Source organism: Herpetosiphon sp. (genome assembly GCF_003512625.1).
Taxonomy (GTDB): Bacteria; Chloroflexota; Chloroflexia; order Chloroflexales; family Herpetosiphonaceae; genus Herpetosiphon; species Herpetosiphon aurantiacus.
This window is the reverse complement of the sequence record NZ_DOPT01000087.1, coordinates 73274-90637: the sequence shown is the minus strand read 5'-3', so window position 1 is coordinate 90637 and position 17364 is coordinate 73274. Positions and strand designations below refer to the sequence as shown.

At 50.7% G+C, this 17364-nt stretch carries 15 protein-coding genes; 9 read left to right on the top strand and 6 right to left on the bottom strand.

Features of this window, described 5'->3' with window-relative positions:
• Window positions 1-237 precede the first annotated feature (237 nt).
• Window positions 238-1617 (top strand): ATP-binding protein, encoded by a 1380-nt coding sequence (locus DEF47_RS18575; protein ID WP_012191064.1) that lies wholly within the window; start codon window positions 238-240, stop codon window positions 1615-1617.
• Here the strand turns inward: DEF47_RS18575 and DEF47_RS18570 are convergent.
• Together DEF47_RS18570 and DEF47_RS18565 are read right to left on the bottom strand one after the other, a co-directional pair.
• The gene (locus DEF47_RS18570) at window positions 1614-2540 is read right to left on the bottom strand and encodes a lysophospholipid acyltransferase family protein (RefSeq protein ID WP_012191065.1); all 927 of its coding nucleotides are present in this window, start codon (window positions 2538-2540) and stop codon (window positions 1614-1616) included. The two genes, DEF47_RS18575 and DEF47_RS18570, sit on opposite strands and share 4 nt — an antisense overlap.
• A gap of 7 nt (window positions 2541-2547) precedes the next feature.
• Window positions 2548-3324 carry a GNAT family N-acetyltransferase gene (locus DEF47_RS18565; RefSeq protein ID WP_012191066.1) on the bottom strand — a complete coding sequence of 259 codons (777 nt, stop codon included), beginning with the start codon at window positions 3322-3324 and terminating at the stop codon, window positions 2548-2550.
• Between the two features lie 171 nt (window positions 3325-3495).
• Between DEF47_RS18565 and DEF47_RS18560 the strand changes: the two genes are divergently transcribed.
• Genes DEF47_RS18560 through DEF47_RS18550 form a run of 3 tightly spaced genes read left to right on the top strand, consistent with a single transcriptional unit; the run spans window position 3496 to window position 5676 of the window.
• Complete coding sequence (locus DEF47_RS18560; RefSeq protein ID WP_041304670.1) at window positions 3496-3861, top strand: hypothetical protein; 366 nt, start codon at window positions 3496-3498, stop codon at window positions 3859-3861.
• A gap of 60 nt (window positions 3862-3921) precedes the next feature.
• Window positions 3922-4818, top strand: a complete 897-nt coding sequence (gene accD, locus DEF47_RS18555) for an acetyl-CoA carboxylase, carboxyltransferase subunit beta (protein WP_012191068.1) — start codon at window positions 3922-3924, stop codon at window positions 4816-4818.
• Window positions 4819-4839: 21 nt separating this feature from the next.
• Window positions 4840-5676, top strand: coding sequence for an acetyl-CoA carboxylase carboxyltransferase subunit alpha (locus DEF47_RS18550; protein WP_012191069.1), 837 nt, complete (start codon window positions 4840-4842; stop codon window positions 5674-5676).
• Between the two features lie 80 nt (window positions 5677-5756).
• On the opposite strand, the gene DEF47_RS18545 is transcribed toward DEF47_RS18550, so the two are convergent.
• The 4 genes from DEF47_RS18545 to DEF47_RS18530 all read right to left on the bottom strand — a co-directional run bounded on the left by DEF47_RS18545 (window position 5757) and on the right by DEF47_RS18530 (window position 12046).
• Window positions 5757-7082: a hydroxymethylglutaryl-CoA reductase, degradative gene (locus DEF47_RS18545; RefSeq protein WP_012191070.1), complete on the bottom strand. Its 1326-nt coding sequence runs from the start codon at window positions 7080-7082 to the stop codon at window positions 5757-5759.
• 372 nt (window positions 7083-7454) lie between these two features.
• Window positions 7455-8471, bottom strand: a complete 1017-nt coding sequence (locus DEF47_RS18540) for a hypothetical protein (protein WP_287045285.1) — start codon at window positions 8469-8471, stop codon at window positions 7455-7457.
• Between the two features lie 128 nt (window positions 8472-8599).
• Window positions 8600-9955, bottom strand: a complete 1356-nt coding sequence (locus DEF47_RS18535) for a hypothetical protein (RefSeq protein WP_012191072.1) — start codon at window positions 9953-9955, stop codon at window positions 8600-8602.
• A gap of 174 nt (window positions 9956-10129) precedes the next feature.
• On the bottom strand, window positions 10130-12046 hold the full coding sequence (locus DEF47_RS18530; protein ID WP_012191073.1) for a S8 family peptidase: 1917 nt from the start codon (window positions 12044-12046) through the stop codon (window positions 10130-10132).
• Window positions 12047-12326: 280 nt separating this feature from the next.
• On the opposite strand from DEF47_RS18530, the gene DEF47_RS18525 reads away from it, so the two are divergent.
• The 5 genes from DEF47_RS18525 (at window position 12327) to hemH (ending at window position 17224) form a co-directional block, all read left to right on the top strand.
• The gene (locus DEF47_RS18525) at window positions 12327-12950 is read left to right on the top strand and encodes a MerR family transcriptional regulator (RefSeq protein WP_012191074.1); all 624 of its coding nucleotides are present in this window, start codon (window positions 12327-12329) and stop codon (window positions 12948-12950) included.
• A 93-nt stretch (window positions 12951-13043) separates the two neighbouring features.
• A complete protein-coding gene (gene hemA / locus DEF47_RS18520; RefSeq protein ID WP_012191075.1) occupies window positions 13044-14288 on the top strand; it encodes a glutamyl-tRNA reductase in 1245 nt (414 codons plus the stop codon).
• 48 nt (window positions 14289-14336) lie between these two features.
• Window positions 14337-15035 carry a chlorite dismutase family protein gene (locus DEF47_RS18515; RefSeq protein ID WP_012191076.1) on the top strand — a complete coding sequence of 233 codons (699 nt, stop codon included), beginning with the start codon at window positions 14337-14339 and terminating at the stop codon, window positions 15033-15035.
• A 91-nt stretch (window positions 15036-15126) separates the two neighbouring features.
• On the top strand, window positions 15127-16149 hold the full coding sequence (hemE, locus tag DEF47_RS18510) for a uroporphyrinogen decarboxylase (RefSeq protein ID WP_012191077.1): 1023 nt from the start codon (window positions 15127-15129) through the stop codon (window positions 16147-16149).
• 157 nt (window positions 16150-16306) lie between these two features.
• Complete coding sequence (gene hemH / locus DEF47_RS18505; protein ID WP_012191078.1) at window positions 16307-17224, top strand: ferrochelatase; 918 nt, start codon at window positions 16307-16309, stop codon at window positions 17222-17224.
• The last annotated feature ends 140 nt before the right edge of the window (window positions 17225-17364 follow it).

The window sequence follows — 17364 nt, the reverse complement described above, 5'->3', positions numbered from 1 at the left end:
CTTAAACCCAGCGAGGCGAGGGGTTGGGGTGAGGGATCTCTAAAACCCACTATTATAAGCTAGCCCCCTCATCTCGCACGCGAGACGAGAGGAATCGCTCCACCATGATTCTCTCGCCTGTTGCTGTGGGCGAGGGTTCGAGAGTGAAGCAGTAATCCGCACATTGATCGGACGCAAAACCAAGCGCTAGCCTCGATCTGCTATAATTGCAGCCCTATTGAATGTTTGGGGTTGTGTATGCTTGAACAGTTACTTGAAAACGGCGAAAGCGAAATGCTGGCCTGCTTCCGTGAACGGTTTCGGCCTGAAGATTTGGCTGAAACTTTAGTGGCTTTTGCCAATGGTGGCGGCGGCAGCGTAGTCATTGGCATCAGTGGGCGAGTCAGGCCCAAAGTCGAGGGTGTTCAAGATATTCAAGCAGCAGAAGAGGCAGCGTTAGAGGCAGCGCTAGCTTGCACGCCGCCGCTGGTCTTGCCCTTGCCCCAACAAATTACCAGCAATCAACAAACCGTCTTGTTGATCGAGGTTCCGCCTGGTTTGCCGAATGTCTACAGTTTACATGGCAAATATTTGCGCCGCGAAGGCCCGAGCAATGCGCCAATTCCGCCCAATGCGTTGCGCCAATTGCTGATCGAGCGTGGCGAGGTTGGCTGGGAGCGCGTGCGGCCCGAAAACGTCACAATGGGCGATTTGAGCGAGATGAAAATTCAATCGTATGTGGCCCGCATTGGTCCGCCCGCCGATGTTGACCCCATGGGTTGGCTCTATCGGCGCGGCTGCCTCGTTCGCGATGCCCAAACCAACTATCAACCAACCAATGCTGGCATGTTGCTGTTCAGCATCACCACCGAGCGCGATTATCCCCAATGCGAGCTGACTTTGGTGCGCTACACGGGCAACGAGATGAGCGATGAATTCGAGCGGGTCGATATTCGCACAACCTTGCCCGACCAAGTACGCCGCGCCGAGCTTTGGTTGGGCGAACATATGCGGCGCGGCTCACGCATGGTTGGCCTCGAACGCGAAGATTGGACGGAATATCCGCCAGCCGCGGTGCGCGAAGCCTTGGTTAATGCTGTGGCCCACCGCGATTATACCGTGCGTGGCGAGGGTATTCGCATTGCCATGTTTGTTGATCGACTAGAAGTCTATAGTCCAGGTCGCTTGCCAGGCCACGTCACGATCGATAATATCGCTGCTGAGCGGTTTAGCCGCAACGAAACATTGGTGCAAGTGTTGGCCGATTTGGGCTTGATCGAACGGCTTGGCTATGGCATCGACCGCATGCAGCGCCAAATGGCCGACGCAGGCTTGCCACCACCCGAATTTCGCGAAACCGCTGCGGGATTTTTGGTAACCCTGCGCAACAAAGGCATGAACGTCGCCAGCAATTCCACGATCGACACCGCCAAATGGGAAGCCTTAGGCTTGAACGAACGCCAAATCGGAGCTTTGGTCTATTTAACTGAAAATCGCCGCATTACCAACCGCGATCTGCAAGACCTCAGCCCCGATGTTTCGCCCGAAACAATTCGGCGCGATCTCTCGGATTTGGTCGATCGGGGCTTGATTTTGAAGATCGGCCAAAAACGTGCAACCTATTATATTTTGCGCTAGGCGTGCAGCACGTGGCCGACACTTTGCTCTTGCAAACGCAGGTCATGGCCTTCCCAACGCTCTTGGCAATTGAACCAATACAACCATTGACTAGGATTATCGCTAATTACCGAGGCCATCCACTCGTTGAGTTCGTCGGTGGCCTCGCGGCGTTGTTGGCGGCTAAAACTCCGCCCCAAATGCACAGCTTCTTCGCAAATGAGGCGATGGCGGTGGCCTTCACGCACGCTGTAGCACGGTACAATTGGCACATTATCTTCTAGTGCAAAGGTTGCCGCGCCTTGGGGAGTTCGTGATTGTAAGCCAAAAAAGCTAGCCTCAGGAAAATTCGGTCGCCAAAAATCGCCCAGCAAAAAAACCACGCCATTGGCTTTGAGATGCTGGCGCAAACTCCGAATTAACTCACGCGGCGACGTTGCATCGTAATCAAAGCCTGCACAGCCCAAACGATTGAAATGCTCGTAGAGTGGTCGCAACTCAGGGCTACCAGCCGTGCCAACCGTCAAACAATTGTAGTGTTGAGCCAAACGCCAATAGCTATAGAAGAAATTGCCTTGATGCGGCGTGTAGAGAATCACGCCACGCCCTTGAGCCAGGGCTGCTTCAATATGCTCAGTGCCTTCCAGCACCACCTGCTCCGTCGCCAAGCGATCAATCCCGATCATCACTTCATAGAGCAACAACAGCAGATGTTGCAGATAGCGCACACAAATGCCAGTGCGCCACAGCCACGAGCCATCGATCAGCACATACACCAAGTTGCGTTGCAAATGGCGGCGTAAGCGCGGCACCCCCCAATACAAACCCAAGGCTAATGGCCATGTCAACGCAATAATCAGTTGTTGCGGCAGCCAACCACCAAAACGCCGTACTCGCGCCAAACGTTGGGGGTGGGCAGTCAAATGTGCCAGCAATTGATACATAGCCACCTCATACTGTCGCTTGATACGAGCTGGCAAAATGGCGTTGATAGCGCTTGGTCATTTGGCTGGTTTCAAATACCACAAAAAAATCGGTGGTATGAAATAAAGGATCATAGGCTGGCTCGCCCGCTAATTCAGCGCCCATCCAACGATAGCCTTTAATTAATGGTGGCAAGCGCCGCACCATTTCGCGCTCGCTACAAGTCATGGGCAAACAACGCAAATCGGCCATACGATGACTAGCTAAAGGCTGCACATGATAGCGATCGGTAATCACATTATGCTGGCGCAGCATGCTATACAAGGCACTCACATCGGGCAATTCATCGTGGTTCATGCTGGCGCAGCCAATCAAATGGCTATGTGGGCGCTCAGCGAGGTAGTTGGCAATCCCGCCCCAAAGCATTTGAATGGCGCGTGTGCCACGATAATCGGCGGCAATACAACTGCGCCCAAGCTCCAAGGCATTGGCTAAATGGCTAAATTTTGCAAGATCAAATTCGGTTTGCGAATAAAAGCCTTGATGGGCTAGTGCCCGTTCGCCAGGCAATAAACGATAGGTGCCGACCACTTGGTCACAATTTTGGTCGATAACTAAGAGATGGTCGCACCATTGATCAAACACATCATATTCAAGCCCATGGTCGTTCCAAAGTCGCGAGTTATTGGCTTCTTCAACAAAAACGCGATAGCGCAAGCGCAGCGCTTGCTCAATTTCGGCGCTCGTCGTGGCACACTTAACCGTTAAACGTGGGGTCGTGCTGCTGATCGTTGCAAGCGTCATAGCGTTGGCTCCTCTGGTGATGATGGGTCACAGAGCTAGCCTAGGCTGCTTGGTTTAATCAATTGCGATTGAATTGTTAACAGTTATGTTAAATTAAGTAAAGTTTTAGCCCAAGTAAGCTCGCCGAACCATGCTCCGTCTGGTAGATTAACTATTATAAGGAAGCAAGTTATGCGATACCCTCATCAACGAACATGTGTTGTGCGACTAAGCCTGTTTATCATTCTATTAGCAAGTTTGCTGATTGGGCCAGCATTATTGATGAAGTTTTACTATTTCGAGCGCATTTGCCAAACGTATGCTCAAGCTCATAATTTTGAGAGCAGCCGTTACAGCCCAAGCAGCAAAAATAGCCCTGAGCAATGTTTTTTTGAAGGACAACGCCCCGTACTGGTCAAGCAGATTGTTGGCTGGAAACATCGAATTATTTTAGTAGTATGGCTCTTATATCAGCCATTCGGCGCATTTGGGCTAACCTTTGGGATCTTTTTAGCGCCATGGGAGAAACTGAAATGGTTCAAAAACAGCCGTCCATGACGCACTGCGTGCTATGCTATAATCCCAATACGGCTCAAAAATGACCGTGGAGGTTCCGATTTGAAAGATTTTTTTCGGCGTGCGCCGTTACCCTTCACGTCTTCGCGGCGTGAGCAACAAATACCAGATAATGTTTGGGCCAAATGCGCCAATTGTGGCGAATTGACCTATCAAAAACAATTCAATGATGCCTTAAAAGTCTGTCCAAAATGCAGCTATCACTCGCGGATTAGCTCACGCGAATGGATTGAAGTTTTGGCTGATGCTGATTCATTCGTCGAATATGATGCTGATCTACAAGGGATCGACATTTTGGGCTTTGTTAGCCCCAAAGATAATTACGAAGCGAAATTAGCTGCCACCAGCGAACGCACTGGCACTAACGATGTTGTGATGAGCGGTAGCGCCAGCATCGAAGGCTTGCCATTTGAAATCGCAGCCTGTAATTTTGAATTTATGGGCGGTTCGATGGGCAGCGTCTTTGGCGAAAAAGTGGCACGAGCAGTCGAACGAGCAGCCGATCGTGGCGTACCAGTGCTGACGATCAACGCTTCGGGTGGCGCTCGTATGCACGAAGGCATTTTTGCCCTGATGCAAATGGCCAAAGTTTCGGTTGCGCTCACCCGTTTGGCTCGGGTGCGCCAGCCCCATATCTCGCTCTTAGTTGACCCTTGCTATGGCGGGGTTTCAGCCTCGTATGCCTCGGTTGCCGATATTATTTTGGCCGAACCAGGTGCGAATATTGGCTTTGCTGGGCGACGGGTGATTGAGCAAACGATTCGCCAAAAATTGCCACCAAACTTCCAAACCGCAGAATTTTTCCTTGAACATGGCATGATCGATGCAGTTGTGCCACGCTCGGACATGCGGGCAACCATCGGGCGTTTGTTGCGCCTGTATCAACGCCCCACATCATCGGCTGATCATCGCGAACATGTCGTAGCGGGCCACCAATAAGCCCCACGCAGAGGTCAAAACGTGACAACGTTAACTGAGTTATTGCCTTGGGATAAGGTGCAAATCGCCCGTAATCCCCAACGCCCACGCACCCTTGATTATATTCGGGTGCTGTGTGAAGATTTTTTTGAACTCCGTGGTGATCGCCATCATGGCGATGATCAGGCGCTGGTCTGTGGTATAAGCAAAATCGATGGCCGCAGCGTGGCGATCATCGGCCATCAAAAGGGCAGCGACACCAAAGAGAATGTTCGGCGCAACTTCGGCTCACCACACCCCGAGGGCTATCGCAAGGCCTTACGGGTGATGGAGCATGCCAAAAAATTCAACATGCCGATTTTGACATTAATTGATACTGCTGGCGCACACCCAAGCATGGCCGCCGAAGAACGCGGCCAAGCCGAAGCTATCGCCCGTAATTTATTGGTTATGGCCGATTTGCCAGTGCCAATTATTGCGACCGTGATCGGCGAAGGCGGCTCTGGCGGTGCTTTGGCGATTGGGGTCGCCGACCGTTTGTTGATGCTTGAACATGCTGTCTATTCGGTGGCCTCGCCTGAAGCCAGTGCCGCAATTCTCTGGCGCGATTCGAGCAAAGCCTCAGAAGCTGCCAAAGCTATGAAAATCACCGCCCAAGATCTCCACAGCTTTGGCATTGCTGATACCATTATTCCCGAGCCAGAGGGTGGGGCGCATATGGATGTGCCAGTAATTTTACAAGCAGTTGCTAGCGCACTGCGTGAGCAAATTACGACCCTGAGTACCCTCACAATCGATCAATTGCTTGAACAGCGCTATGCTAAATATCGGGCAATTGGGCGCTTTCGCCAAGCCCAAACCACACTGGTTGAAGGCTAAAAAACGCTTGCAAGATTAAATAATTTGGCCAGCACCTTGTCTACGAGGTGCTGGCCTTTTGGCTTAAGGAGCAGGTTTGATTAGCAGGGAACTCCAACCTCAATTCGTTGCAATGCAAACATATCATGCATTTCGCGCACAATTTCGGCGGCACGAGCTGGCTTGATGCAACGCTCAGCAATCAAACGCTCGGCCACTTCTTCGACCAAGGCAGGCGCTGCTCCAGCACTCATAGCGATTTGGCGTGCATGCAAGCTCATATGGCCACGCTGAATGCCTTCGGTTGCCAAAGCTCGCATCGCCGCCAAGTTTGAGGCCAAGCCTGCACAGACACACATTTCAGCCAATTCGCGGGCTGAACTAACATTCAACAACTTCAAGGCCGCAGCAGCTGTTGGATGCACCTTAACTGCGCCACCCACAATTCCAACTGCCAACGGCATGGTCAATGTGCCAACCAAATTGCCTTCGGCATCTTGCTCCCAAGTGGTCAACGAGGTATAGCGGCCATCACGCGCAGCATAGGCATGCGCACCTGATTCGATGGCCCGCCAATCTTGGCCTGTTGCCAACAACACCGGATCGATCCCGTTCAAAATACCTTTGTTATGGGTAGTAGCGCGATAGGGATCAACAGCGGCGAAGGCATAGGCCCACAAAATCCCCTCGATCACATCTTCACCACGCAAGTCCGAGCGATCCAAGGCGCGGGCGGGAATAACACAACGGGCAGTTGCCAAACGCCGATCGCTCAAGTTCGAGAGAATGCGTAAGTAAGCGCGACCGCCAGTTAATGCTTCGAGCCGTGGGGCAACGGCTTCTGCCATCGCATTGATTGCATTTGCCCCCATCGCATCCAAACAATCGACGATTAAGTGCACCACCAACATCGGCCCCATTGGGCTAGCAGGGAACGAATGCACTTCAACATCTTTGGCACCGCCACCCAAGGCTACCAACGAGGTGCTTTGACGATTGGCAATTGCCAGCAAATCGGCTTTATTGCGCAAAATAATTTCGCTGGCTGCGGCGTGATCGGCGATATGCACGAGTTGAATTTGACCAATCATCAATGATTCGGTGCTACTGGTGGTAAACCCGCCGCCTTCGCGGGCCAATTTAGCGGCAAACGAAGCCCCAGCCACAATTGATGGTTCTTCAACAACCATCGGGATCAAGGTATCTTTGCCATTAATTTGGAAGTTGGTGGCAATGCCTAAGGGCAAACTATAGGTTCCAACCACATTTTCAATCATTTTATCGGCGCGTTCGATGGTTAAACTGCCAGCGCCATGTAACGCTCGCAAATCATCGTTATTCAAGCCATCGAAAGCCCCCACGGCTTGCAAACGATCGAGCGGCGAAAGTTGGTAGAATCCTTGTAAACGGCTATTTTTTGCTTTCATAAGAACGAAGCTCCTCTGTCGCCAAAAATGGATCGGCATGTTGTAGACGGCTGAAGTGTAGCATGTGACGCATGCCAAACCTAGCGAAAAAGCTGCCAAAACCTCTCATTCCGCTGTCGATTTAGCTACCGCTGCCAGTTTCTACGCAGATCTCAGGCCGTAGGATGGTTAACCGATTAACAAGCCATTAATAGTACTCAAGTAGGAGCGATGTGGAAAGCAATGCTTGAGCAACCAACAATTGCCATACACCAATGGCCGATAGCCTAACAGGAATATATCTCTAGCGCTAGACTACCTTGGTACTACCCTCAAGCACAAAAAAGCCCCACAGCATTTAGGAAGCTGTGGGGCCATGGTCAAACGATCAACTTAGGGCATGACGGTGAAATAAATATCAGCAACATGTCCGCTGGTCTTACCTTCGAGCGAAATCAGCCACAAGCCAGTTGGCGAGCCTGCGGTTGGCCATTCGACATTTTCAACCGAGCCACTTGGCCCAATCGTGGTTCCTTCATCAAATTCATAGACTTCGCCAGCAGGATCGACAACCCACAAAACGACTTCTTCATTTGGTTGGAAGCCAAAGAAATCGAAGAAGACAACCGTGCCAACTTGCGGACATTTGGTGGGCCGAATATTCGCCGACACTGGATCGGGAGTTTGGGCACATTGTTCGGCTGGGGGCAATGGCTCGCTGACATCATCGAGAATTTCTTTGCCAAGCAAGCCCAAAAGTACCTTAAATTCATCGGGATTGTTCGGATGCCATTCGAGGCGAGCACGTTCAAACCATTGGGTGATCACGGTATCGCCGCTGGCGTTGGTTTCAGTTTGGGCACTGGTTAAGGGCAAACCAAATAATTGCAATGAACGGGCATAGGTATCTAAGCCCTCAATTTTCAAACCATGTGATTGCCAATAACTCTTGAAACCTAAATTGCCTGCTTGGTTACAAACATTATGGCCCGTTTGTTCAAACCACAAACAGCCTTCAACGGGGCCAGCTTCGCGTGGCTCGATCTCGCGGCCAAGTTGGCTCAAGCGTTCTTTACCCAACAAGCCCAACAACACCTCGTAAGGTGTGCCAGCATTTTCGGGGTGCAACTCAAAACGATTGCGTTCGAGCCATTGCGTCCAATAAAAATCATCACTATCAACGTTATATTGATCAGCAGCTTCAGTGATCGGGTAGCCGAACACTGGCAAGCCACCGTTATTGCGCCAATAGCTCAAGAAATCGTCGTCCAAGCAGTCAACAATCCCAGGCACATCAAAACATTGGGTTTCTAGGATAATTGGCTCAGCGGCGGCGGTTGGGCGTGGCTGAACAACCAAGGCGGCCACTGCCAGGGTTGCAGTCGCCAAACCAAGCATTCGACGGATCACACTCACTATTTCCTCCAAACATGCTGCAAACAGCATCAAAATAATGGAATAGCCTTATGATAACAAAAACCCAGCGTATTGCCACACGCTGGGTTTCTGCAATCAATCGATTGGTTCAATCGATAAGCTTATTCGGTAATCGTAAAGTAGATGATTGAAGCGTGATTGCTGGTCGTCCCTTGCATGGTAAATTGCCATGTGCCAGGAGTAAAACCATCAGTTGGGAACTCGATCCCTGAGATTGCACCTTCGGGGCCAATATTCATAGTATTGGCAATCCCAACATTAATTCCGTCGGGATTAGTGATCCAGAAGCCAACTTGTTCGTTGGGTTGGAACCCAAATACATCGAAGATAAAGACCATGCCTGCTGGACCACATTTTGCTGGGCTAATTCGCGCTGAAACTGGTTCAGGCGTGCTAGTACAGTTGCTTGGGTTTGGGGTTGGCTGGGGAGCCTTGGCAATTACTGTAATATAGACAATAGCCTGATGGCTTTGATAGGCTGATTGCATGGTAAATTGCCAAGTGCCAGGTGTGGCATCGCGGCTATCGAATGGGAGGCCACTAATGCTCCCGTTTGGGCCAACCTTCGCTGTTTGCCGTGTCCCAACATTGATCCCATCGGGATTGGTAATCCAGAAGCCAACCTCTTCGCTGGCCTTGAAACCATAGAAATCAAACGAAAACTCGGTGCCTTGCTCACCACATTTGGCTGGGCGCACGCGAGCTGACACTGGATCAGGGGTTGAAGCACAAGGATCAATTGGCGTTGGTGGAGTTGGTTGGCTACGGCCATCGATAATTTCTTTACCGAGCAAGCCCAAGAGCACCTTGAATTCATCGGGATTGCTTGGGTGCCATTCGAGGCGAGCACGTTCAAACCATTGGGTGACAACTGTATCGCCGTTGGCATTGGTTTCACTCTTAGCGCTGGTCAAGGGCAAACCAAACAATTGCAATGAACGAGCATAATTGTCTAGGCCATCAATTTTCAAGCCATGCGATTGCCAATAGCTCTTGAAACCCAAACTACCTGCTTGATCACAGACATTGTGGCCAGTTTGTTCGAACCATAAGCAGCCATCGACTGGGCCAGCTTCGCGAGGCTCAATTTCACGGCCAAGTTGGGTCAAGCGTTCTTTGCCCAACAAGCCCAACAACACCTCGTAAGGCGTACCTGCATTTTCGGGGTGTAATTCAAACCGATTACGTTCGAGCCACTGTGTCAAGTAGCTTTGCTGGGTATCGGGGTTAACTTCATTGGCAGCCGCAGTAATTGGGTAGCCAAACACTGGCAAACCACCATTGCTGCGCCAATAGCTCAGAAATTTATCATCTAAACAGTTGATAATCCCTGGTACATCAAAGCATTGGGTATCAAGTTTGATTGGTTCTGCAGCCGCAGTTGAACGAGGTTGAACAGCTAAACTCACGACAGCGATAGCCGCAGTGACGATGCCTAAAATCCGACGTAAAACCACAATATCCTCCAAATATGCTGCTCTCGGCAGCCTAAAACCTATCAACGCAAACTCTTCATCAAGTTGTATGCCATTGGCAAATTCTCTCACAACCGAATCGAGCGGCGTTTCCCTATTTATGTGATACTGAAGCCAGCCCAAGAGACAAGCTGGCTTCAGCCATTCTAAACGCGATTAGCGCCAACTGCGATTGTTGGCATATTCTTTGGCCAACAAACCTAACAGCACGCCTTGACCTTCGTGATACTCAAAGCGGCCGCGCTCAAACCATTGGGTCGTGACGGTTGCCCCATCCCGATTGGTTTCGGTCATTGGCTCGGATAATGGCAAGCCAAACAATTGCAAGCTGCGATCATATTTGTTCAAAGCAGGATCATTCAGCCCATTGGTTTCCCAATATTTGCGGAACTCGCCACAAATTTTGTGCTGGGTTTGATCGAAATAGAGACAGCCATTTTCTGGCCCAGTTTTGGGGAAGTTGGCCCAATCGTCGCCACGATCCCGCAGCACAGCATCGCCTAAGCGACCCAGCAACACGTTGTAGGGTGCAGCTTTTTCAGGGTGAAATTCAAAGCGTTGGCGTTCGAAGTATTGCACCGTAAACGAACCTTCAGGAGTTTGTTCGGTAAATTCTTCGCTAATTGGGAAGCCAAAGACTGCCAAGCCACCATTACGATCCCAGTAGTTTTTGAACTCGCCACGCAAGTTATGGCCAGTTTCAGGGAAGTAGACTTCGCCGACCGGTGCTGGCAATGGGGGCGCTCCCACAGGCACAAACGCAGGGTTACCTGGTTGTGGTTCTGGAGTTGGTGGTTGCGGCGCTGGTGGTGCTGGTGGTTGGGGTTGTGGTTCGCCAGGAATCGTGCGCAAAACCGCATTTTGCACCGTTTTGTAGGTATCCAGTCGGCCAAACCCACTATAGACATCTTTACCAGGAGTCAAAATATCAACAGCACTGCCAGTGATCAATTTTTCAATTTGATCGACCGTAAGCTCAGGCCAAACACTCAGCGCCAAGGCCGCAGTTGCTGCCACAAACGGACAAGCTGGCGATGTGCCACTGCCCATTTCATAGGTATCGCCACCATCCCATCCAGTCGTCACAATATTTACGCCTGGAGCAGCAATATCCACATAATCGCCATACGATGAGAAACTTGCAACCCGATCTTGGGTCGTGGTTGCCCCAACCGCAATTACATGATCAAAAGCGGCTGGATACATGCGTGGGTTGCCCTCATCGCCCGAATTGCCAGATGAGGCAAAGAGTGGAATATTTTTGCTATAAATATAATTAACTGCATCTTGCTCGGCTTGCGTACCCCGTGGGCCACCCAAACTCATACTAATGATGCGTGCGCCATTATCAGCAGCCCAATACATGCCTTCGACAATATCTGCCGCTGTGCCTTGACCACGACTGTTCAGCACTTTAACTGGCAGGATTTGGCAGTTCCAACAAACCCCAGCTACACCTTGACCATTATTGGTTAGGGCAGCAGCAATCCCAGCCATGGCCGTACCGTGGCCTTGATCATCTTGGCTATTGCTATTATTTTGCAAGGCATTGTAGCCAGGCAACACATGGCCAGCCAAATCAGGGTGGGTTGGTGAAACCCCAGTATCAATAATGGCAATCACCAAGCCGTTGCCTTGGGTCATGTCCCAAGCCGCATTAGCGCCAATTTTGGGCAAGCCCCATTGTTCTGAGTAATATTCATCATTGGGATCGACCAGAATCTCACGCACAGCGTTGTATTCGGCGTAGCGCACTGCTGGATTTTTGAGCAATTGGGCAATTTTAGCATCGCCATTTGCGCCTGCGGGGAGCTTCAACATTGCCACTTGACCAGCCCCATCAAGCATTTGGGTCGAAAGTAATGGCCCAATGCCTAGGCCATTTTTCAATGCCTTAGAACCTTCAAAGAATGCCCCATTCGCACTGACACGATAGCCATCATTAAACGTTACCAGAATTTCATCGGCAATAATCTGATCATCGAGGGTCGCTGCCTGCGCTGGGCGTTGAATCAAGGGCATTAATCCAAAAGCCAACAACAGTAGCAAGCCCATGCGAACGGTTCGTTGCATACGTTGCCTCACTCATTCAGTTAAATATATGGGGAGAGGTAGCTCTCCTCTACAAGCTTGCATTATACCAGCAGCCACGCCAAATCGACAATATGCCAAATTTATGCTCGCCCCTAGTACTTTAGAGCCATACGCTACACCATTACAAACGTTACAACAGTTGTTAGCAATTGTGATGTGTCGTTAATTGCGTGTTTTGTCAACTAGACACTCTGGCAGCTTTTAGATACAATACCAGTGATAGATTTCTAATGGTAGATTTGGTAGAATTTATAGATTCATGACAGAATTAAGCATCGACATCGACCCAGAATGGCTTTCGTTGAGCGAGGCCAGCGATTTACTCGGCGCAGCACCTTCAACGGTGCGCCGTTGGGGCGACGCTGGTTTAGTGCCAACCAAACGCACGCTTGGCGGCCATCGCCGTTTTCAACGGGCAGCGGTTGAGCGCATGGTCAATCAGCAACAGCCCGATCATACGCCAGTGCCCGAATTAGGCCAAACCCGCCATTGGCATCTCGATACTCGCGAGTTGATGGGCCAAGGTTGGCACGCTCGGTTTGATACCAACCCAACCACCGAGCGCATGCGCGGCTTAGGCCAACGTTTGTTTGGCATGTTGATGCAATATGTCAATAGCAACGAGCTTGATGAGCGCATCTTGGCCGAGGCCAAAGCTGTTGGGGCTACCTATGGGCGCGAAGCTCGCGAAATGGGAGTCTCGATGCACGATACAGTCGAGGCCTTTTTGTTTTTTCGGCGGGCGTTTGCCCAGTTGGCCAAGCCACAATCGGTCCGTCCAATCGATGTGGCAACCGTCGTAGAACTGCGGACACGCCTCGATTTGTTTATGGATGCAACGCTGCTCGGAACAATCGAAGGTTTTGAACAAGCAGGCTCGTAAGTGCAAAAGCAAATTCGCATCGATCATGCTTTGGGGATTCTTGTTGGTTGCGCTCGATGATGATTGCTATTTGCTTTTTACTGGGAGTTTACTGTGCAACTGGTGGTTGTGGGGGCACATCAACGCACGGCCCCAATTTCAATTCGCGAGCGAATCGCCTTTGCCGAGGCCGAGTTAGCTCAAGCCCTGAGCAGCCTACGCCAGATCGCCGTTGAGGGCTTTATTCTCTCAACCTGCAATCGGGTAGAGTTGTATGCCTTGGTCGAAGAAGCCGACGGCGGGCGTTCATTGCGCCAATTTTTGGCTCAGCAACGCTCAATCGATCTCGATGAACTTATGCCGCATGTCTATACCTATCTCGATGAGGATGCTGTGCGCCATTTGTTTCGGGTGGCTTCGGGCCTAGATTCGATGGCACTGGGCGAGGCTCAAATTTTGAGCCAAATCAAAACCGCCTATAACGCGGCCCAACAAACCGAGTTGCTGGGCACAACCATGCATCGTTTGATTCAGGCTGCCTTGACTACGGGTAAGTTGGTGCGCACCGAAACCCAATTGGCTCATGCTCAATTATCAGTCGTTTCGGTTGGCCTTAGTCTTGCCCGCCAACACCTCGATCTAACTAATCGTTCGGTGGTGATTATCGGGGCTGGCCGCACTGGCGAGTTGGCACTCAAACACTATTTGGAATATACCAGCAACATCACTGTGCTCAGCCGCACATTTGAACGAGCAGCGCGTTTGGCTGAGCATCATAAGGTTGCAGCCAAGCCAATCAGCGAACTTGCGGCGGTGTTGCAGGCTAGCGATGTGGTGATTAGCTGTACGTCATCGCCTGAATTGATGCTTGATTTCGAGCAGGCTCAGCTGTTGCAAGCGCAACGCCAACGCCAATGGGTATTGCTCGATTTGGCCGTGCCCCGCGATATTGATCGCCATGTTGGGGCGTTGCCTGAGGTTTGGCTCTACGATGTCGATGATATGCAGGCGATCTGCGAACGCAATCGGGCTAGCAAAGCTGCCGAAGTTGCCGGAGCCGAGGCGATTGTCGAACGCGAGTTGATTAAATGGCAGGAATGGTGGCTAACTCAAGCCGTGCTGCCAACGATTCGCGCCTTGCGTGCGCACGCCGAGGCAATTCGTTTGGCCGAACTTGAACGCACACTCGCCCGTTTGGATCTTTCTGAGCAGCAGCAGCAAGCAGTTTCGGCCCTGACCAGCGCGATTATCAATAAATTATTACATCAACCAATGCGGGCGATTAAAGATACTGCGGCCAGCCCACAGTTGGCCCACGCCGCCCAGCAATTATTCCGCCTCGATTTTGAGGCAATCTAATTCAGTTTTGATGGGCATCCATCACTGGTATAAAGGAATTAAGCTTCCATGGAAGACGTTAAATTGCCAAATTCCACCGAAGGTCAATTGTTTGTTCAATACACCACCTTCAAGGCTGCCCCCGAATGGCGACGCTTGCCAGCCGCAGCCCGCGAAGATTTGCGCGAACAATTCGCCCAAGTGGTCGAAGAGGCCTATCCTTCAATTGTGACCTATGCCTATAGCACAATTGGCTTTAAGCTCAACTCCGATTTGTTGCTGTGGCGCAAAGGTACGTCGCCAATCGCCATGCAAGAAATGACCAGCCGCTTGCTGCAAACTGGCATCGGCGCTTATTTTGAGCAAACCAACCTCTACTTTGGCTTTACTCGGCCTTCCAACTATACCAAACGCCCCACGACCCAAGAACAAGCGATCGACCTCGAAGATCGCGAACCCTATTTGATTGTTTATCCCTTCAGCAAAACCAAAGAATGGTATTTGATGAGCCGCGATGCCCGCCAAGGCATGATGAATGAACACATTCGGGTTGGCCACGAGTATGCCGATGTGCGCCAAGTGTTGCTCTACACCACTGGCATTGATGATCATGAATTTATTGTGGCCTACGAAACCGATAGCTTGCCACGCTTTGAAGAATTGGTGATTGCGCTGCGCTCAACCGAAGCTCGCCGCTACACCCTCAACGATACGCCAATCATCACTGGGGTCAATCGGCCAATTCGCGAAGCCTTAGCCATGATTTAGGCGGCAAACCGAGGCAGAATTCAGCTTGAATAGCGATTCTGCCTCGGTTTTGAAATTATTCAGTAAACCATACAAGGACATACCAATAATTATGCAAGATCGATTTTTACGGGCCTGTCGGCGCGAAGCTGTGGATGCCACCCCAGTTTGGTTTATGCGTCAGGCTGGCCGTGCGCTGCCCGAATACCGTGCCATCCGCGAGCAATATGGCTTTATGGATATTTGCTATCAGCCCGAATTGTGTGCTGAAGTAACTTTGCAGCCAGTGCGCCGTTTGGGTGTTGATGCAGCAATTATGTTTGCCGATATTATGACCCCGTTGATTGCGACTGGGGTGGGCGTTGATTTGGTTGAAAGCATCGGCCCAGTGGTTGCCAACCCCATTCGCACGATGGCCGATGTTAGCCGCATTCGGCCAATTGAGCCAGAAGTTGATGTGCCTTACATTAGCAAATCGATTCATTTGCTCAAAGCTGAGTTGGGCCAAACACCCTTAATTGGCTTTGCTGGCGCACCATTTACCTTGGCGGCCTACTTGGTCGAAGGCAAAGGCTCGAAGAATTTTCTGAATACCAAAGCGCTCATGTATGGCAGCCCCAACGTGTGGAATGCCCTGATGGAGCGCTTGGCTGACCTGACGATCAGTTATTTGCGGGTGAAAATTGCGGCTGGGGTTGATGCGCTACAACTTTTTGATAGTTGGGTCGGCTGTTTAAGCCCCCACGATTATGCAACCTTTGTGCAACCCTACACCGCCCGCATTTTGAAAACCCTACGCGAAGAAACCAACATTCCATTAATTCACTTTGGCACCAACACCACCAATCTTTTGCCGTTGATGCGCAACGATGGTGGCTCAGTGCTCGGAGCCGATTGGCGGATTCCAATCGACGAGGCTTGGGAACTAATTGGTGATGACAAAGCCATCCAAGGCAATCTTGATCCGGCGGTTTTGCTGGGGCCATGGGAATATGTTCGCGAACAAGCTGCCGATATTTTGCGCCGCGTCAATCGCCGCCCAGGCCATATTTTCAACCTTGGTCATGGCATTCACCCACAAACTCCGGTTGCCAATCTCGAACGCTTGGTGGCATTTATTCACGAAAGAGCATAGACCATAGAGCATAGACCATAGGATTGAGGACTGGAAATTGGAGAACATAGAGCATAGAACATAAAATAATTCTTCGCGATCTTCGTGTTCTTCGCGGTTTCAAGCCTTCGGGTTCCTTCGTGCGCTTTGTGGATCATTAATAGATAAGAGGTAATCAATGTCAGCCAAAACAGCTGTCTTGCTGATGGCCTATGGCACACCCAATCGCATCGATGAAGTTGAACAATACTACATCAATGTGCGTGGTGGTCGCATGCCAACGCCAGAGCAGGTCGAAAATCTTTCAGCTCGCTATCGAGCAGTTGGTGGTCATACCCCGCTGACCACATTAACCAAATCGGTGACTGATCAACTGCAAGCCCAACTTGATGCCGAATTTCCTGACCAATATCAGGTTTACTTTGGAATGAAATATTGGCATCCATTAATTCCCGATGTGGTCAAGCAAATTCATGCCGATGGTATTAGCAAGGTGATTGGGCTTGCCCTCGCACCGCATTATTCCAAAATCAGCATCGGCGGCTATCAAAAACAAGTTGATCGCGCTAACGAAGAATTTAACACCAACATCGAATTAACCATGATCAATAGCTGGCAAGAGCAGCCAAAGTTTCGCAATTTGATTGCTAACCGCATCAGCGAGGCCTTAGCTCAATTTCCTGCCGACGTGCGCGATCAAGTAACGGTGTTGTTTAGCGCTCATAGCTTGCCGCAACGAGTCTTGGCCTGGGGCGATCCCTATCCTGATGAGTTGTTGGGTAGCGCCAAAGGCATTGCCGAAATGCTCGAATTGCCAGATTGGCGTTTTACCTATCAAAGCCAAGGTGAAACTGGCGAACCATGGCTTGGGCCTGATGTGCTCGATACCTTGGCTGAATTGGCGGCTGAAGGCAAAAAATATGTGCTGCAAGTGCCATTTGGCTTTGTCTGCGACCACCTCGAAATTCTTTACGATATTGATATTGAGGGCAAGCACAAAGCCAACGAGTTAGGCTTGCAACTTGAACGCATTCGCTTGCTCAACGATGATCCAGCCTTCGTCGATTTGCTCAAAACCGTCGTGACTGGCCAATAAAGAGGGAGCAGCGGTCAGTAAAGAGGGGATAGGCTACGGCAACCGCAAAGATTAGGAAGAATGCCGCTGGGCAGAACGATACGTGTCAGGTTTATCGAGGGTATCCTGCCAAGCCCAAATTGTCCTTGAGGGGGTGCAGG

Coding starts and splice junctions, on each gene's coding strand:
- DEF47_RS18575 (WP_012191064.1), top strand. CDS start 238: ATGCTTGAACAGTTACTTGAAAACGGCGAAAGCGAAATGCTGGCCTGC.
- DEF47_RS18570 (WP_012191065.1), bottom strand. CDS start 2,540: ATGTATCAATTGCTGGCACATTTGACTGCCCACCCCCAACGTTTGGCG.
- DEF47_RS18565 (WP_012191066.1), bottom strand. CDS start 3,324: ATGACGCTTGCAACGATCAGCAGCACGACCCCACGTTTAACGGTTAAG.
- DEF47_RS18560 (WP_041304670.1), top strand. CDS start 3,496: ATGCGATACCCTCATCAACGAACATGTGTTGTGCGACTAAGCCTGTTT.
- DEF47_RS18545 (WP_012191070.1), bottom strand. CDS start 7,082: ATGAAAGCAAAAAATAGCCGTTTACAAGGATTCTACCAACTTTCGCCG.
- DEF47_RS18530 (WP_012191073.1), bottom strand. CDS start 12,046: ATGCAACGAACCGTTCGCATGGGCTTGCTACTGTTGTTGGCTTTTGGA.
- DEF47_RS18525 (WP_012191074.1), top strand. CDS start 12,327: ATGACAGAATTAAGCATCGACATCGACCCAGAATGGCTTTCGTTGAGC.
- DEF47_RS18515 (WP_012191076.1), top strand. CDS start 14,337: ATGGAAGACGTTAAATTGCCAAATTCCACCGAAGGTCAATTGTTTGTT.
- hemE (WP_012191077.1), top strand. CDS start 15,127: ATGCAAGATCGATTTTTACGGGCCTGTCGGCGCGAAGCTGTGGATGCC.
- hemH (WP_012191078.1), top strand. CDS start 16,307: ATGTCAGCCAAAACAGCTGTCTTGCTGATGGCCTATGGCACACCCAAT.